Origin of the sequence: Actinomadura fibrosa (genome assembly GCF_900659615.1) — a bacterium.
GTDB lineage: Bacteria > Actinomycetota > Actinomycetes > Streptosporangiales > Streptosporangiaceae > Spirillospora > Spirillospora fibrosa.
In genome coordinates, this window is record NZ_CAACUY010000488.1 from 1 (window position 1) to 2,827 (window position 2,827).

Here is a 2,827-nt window from a genome sequence, read left to right on the forward strand (position 1 = left end):
GTCGTGGTCAGCACCACCGTCTGGATGCCCGCCCCCACCGACCCCGACCGCAACGTACGCGGCATCAACATCTTCGTCCGCAGCGACACCGACCAGCTCGCAGAACTGGTGAAGCGGGTCGACCGCGGCGAGCTGACCGTCGAGGTCACCGAGCGCGTCCCACTGGCCGACCTGCAATCGGTCCACGCGCGGGCCGCCGCAGGCACCCTCACGGGCAAGGTCGTCGTCCTGGCCCCCACCGAGTGACCGGCGGGTCACGACAAGGGTGAAGCGTCGCCCGGGCCGGAGCCCGACCGGCCCGGGCGACGCTTTCGAACCGGTCAGCTACAGGTGTTGACGGCGGGCTTCCCGGCGTAGCGGTCGGAGAGGAACGCCAGGGTGTCGTTGTTGCGGAGCAGCATCTCCGCGGCGTGCTCGCCGATCGCGTCCCGGACGGTCTGGACGGTGGCTCCCTTCGCGCACCAGTTCTTGACGAGCTGGTCGTCCTGACCGACGGGCACGATCTCGTCGGTGTTGGCGTGGTAGTTGAAGATCGGCGTCGTGGGGGCGGCGGCGCCCATCGTGTTCGTCTTCAGGACCGCCTGGACGCGCGGCACGGCCAGCGGGTCGGGGACCGTGCTGAACTGCGCGAGCCGCTTGAACGGGAACTGGATCAGCAGGTCGGTCAGGCACTTGCCCTTGGCGTCCTGGAGCGCCTTGCGGCCCTCCTCGTTCATGAGGGGGTCGATGTTCATCTCGGGGTACTCGGCGGCGAGGCTGGCGGCCGCCGCGGCCTCGAAGCCGGAGAAGACACCGCCGTCCAGGAATCGCGCGACGGCCTCGGGGTCGGCCGGGGTGCCGCCCATCGCGGCGCCCTTCAGCTCGACGTCGGGCGCGTAGGACGGCTGGGTCTGCGCGGCCCAGCCGGTGGCCTGGGCGCCGCCGGAGTACCCGTTGAGCGTCCAGGGGTTGCTCTTGCCGATGCCGGGCGCGCCGGTGAAGTTCTTGACGGCGCGGATGCCGTCCAGGACGGCGTGCGCGGCCTGCGGTCCGCCCATGAAGACCGACTTCGGGCCCTCGTGGTCGGGCATCGCGACGGCCCAGCCCTTGTTCAGCAGGTAGCCCGAGTACGCCGAGCCCCATCCGGCGATAACGCTGCCGGACGACAGGCCGTAGGACGGCGCGCACTGGGTGCCGGTGGAGTCCTCAGCGGCCTGGACGGACACGATCGGCCGCGCGCCGCCGCCCGTCCACGCCTTCTTCGGCACGAGGAGGCTCGTGACGATGAGGTTCGGCGCCATGTGGGAGTCGTTGCTGCGGTAGGAGATCTGCCAGGCGTCGGTCGTGGAGGCGTAGTCCCCGACCTTCGGCGTGATCTTCCTCGTGGCCACGATCTGCCCGGGCTGGTACGAGCCGATGTTCGCGGGCGCGCTGTAGAAGGGGTCCTGGTCGGGCGGGACGGACCCGGCGGGCGGGGGGTCGTCGGCGCGGGCGGGCGCGGCGAGCGCCGCCGCGACGAGTGCGGCGGCCAGGGTCCCCCCGACGGCGCGGGCCGTTCCTCTTCTCACGGACGGCAGGTCGGGGCGCATGCGTACTCCAAGGGCCGGGGTGGGTGCGACGGCTCCAGCCTCGCCCGCCGTGTGACGGCCGCCTACTGCCCCGGCGGCGAATTCTCCCCGTGCGGTTGTGTCCTTCCGTGACAAAGGAGCAACGCTGAGGCGTCCGCCCGGGAACGGCCGGGTCCCGGAACGGCCGGGCCCCGGGTGCGGCCGGGCTCCGGAACGGCGGAGGCCCCGGGGGCGGACTGATCGCGCAGTCCGTCCCCGGGGCCTCCGCCCCGGCGCCGCTCAGCCGGAGGTCTGGTCGTCGACCTGGGCGTTCGGTGCGTTCTTCTTCACCGACTCGACCCCGTTCAGCGCCGCGGCCTTGCTCTCGTAGCTCTCGCTGGTGGCGATGACCTGGCCGTTCGGGGCGACGAGGTTGAAGTGGAACTTGCCGGTGCCACCCTTCTTGACCACGAATTTCGCCGCCATCATCACTCTCCTTTACCGTGTCGTCGATGGCTCTTGGCCCTGCCTTGACCGCTGTCTGCCCGGTTCGCCCCGGTTAATGCAGACCGCCGGTGACCGGCCGTGCCGGTCACCGGCGGTCGCCGGCGGTTCCCGTCAGTCGTCTCCGGGCCAGCGGCCGGTGGCCTTCTGGACACCGTGGGCGCTCGTCCGCTGGAGGGCGGCCTTCACCAGGCCGAAGATCGCGCCCTGGAGGGCGGCGGCCGCCATCACCTGCCACCACGGGTAGTTCCTGTCGTCGGCGTCCGGCGCGTCGTCCTGTCCCGCGGCCCGCTTCCAGACCTGCTTGAACACGACCCCGGCGAGCTGCCCGCCCAGGATGCCGACCCCGATCGACAACACCTTGTAGACCATCGTCCTCAGCCTCCGATCACGGCGACCCGGTCGCGAGAGGCGCGGCGGGTCGCCCGGCGACGGCGCCTCCAACCCCACAGCAGCAGGGCCGCGGCGGCCACCGCCGCGCCCTGCGCCCGGGGACGGGAATCGGGGGACGCCTTGACCGCCCGCGCGCGCTCGGCCGCGGTCGAGGCGGCGGCCGTCGCGGCGGAAGACGTGGCGGACAGGGCAGTGGAGAGCGCGTCGGACGAGGCCGCGCGCTCCTGGATCCGGGCGCCGGCCTCCTGCGCGGTGGAGGCGAGCCGGGTGCCGGTCTCCTGGGCCGTCGAGGCGAGCCGGGTGCCGGTCTCCTGAGCCGTGGAGGCGAGCTTCTCCCAGCGGGTCGGGGGCGGAGCGGCGTTCCGGCGGCGGCGCGCCCGAGCCCACACCACGATCCCGATCAC

General features: G+C 72.7%; 5 protein-coding genes. 1 reads left to right on the top strand and 4 read right to left on the bottom strand.

The annotated features are described in order from the left end of the window. Positions 1–246 (top strand): zinc-binding dehydrogenase (locus tag E1300_RS48915; protein ID WP_165503352.1); only part of this gene is annotated, 246 nt, incomplete at its 5' end. Positions 247–320: 74 nt separating this feature from the next. Here E1300_RS48915 and E1300_RS48920 read toward each other — a convergent pair. The 4 genes from E1300_RS48920 to E1300_RS51110 all read right to left on the bottom strand — a co-directional run. Beyond that, positions 321–1,568 carry a lipase family protein gene (locus E1300_RS48920; RefSeq protein ID WP_131764073.1) on the bottom strand — a complete coding sequence of 416 codons (1,248 nt, stop codon included), beginning with the start codon at positions 1,566–1,568 and terminating at the stop codon, positions 321–323. A 258-nt stretch (positions 1,569–1,826) separates the two neighbouring features. Next, positions 1,827–2,015 carry a YegP family protein gene (locus tag E1300_RS48925; RefSeq protein WP_207400446.1) on the bottom strand — a complete coding sequence of 63 codons (189 nt, stop codon included), beginning with the start codon at positions 2,013–2,015 and terminating at the stop codon, positions 1,827–1,829. A 129-nt stretch (positions 2,016–2,144) separates the two neighbouring features. Next, on the bottom strand, positions 2,145–2,402 hold the full coding sequence (locus tag E1300_RS48930; protein ID WP_207400447.1) for a DUF4235 domain-containing protein: 258 nt from the start codon (positions 2,400–2,402) through the stop codon (positions 2,145–2,147). Between the two features lie 5 nt (positions 2,403–2,407). Continuing rightward, positions 2,408–2,827, bottom strand: a 420-nt coding sequence (locus tag E1300_RS51110) for a hypothetical protein (RefSeq protein ID WP_207400448.1), incomplete at its 5' end; no start/stop codon positions are given.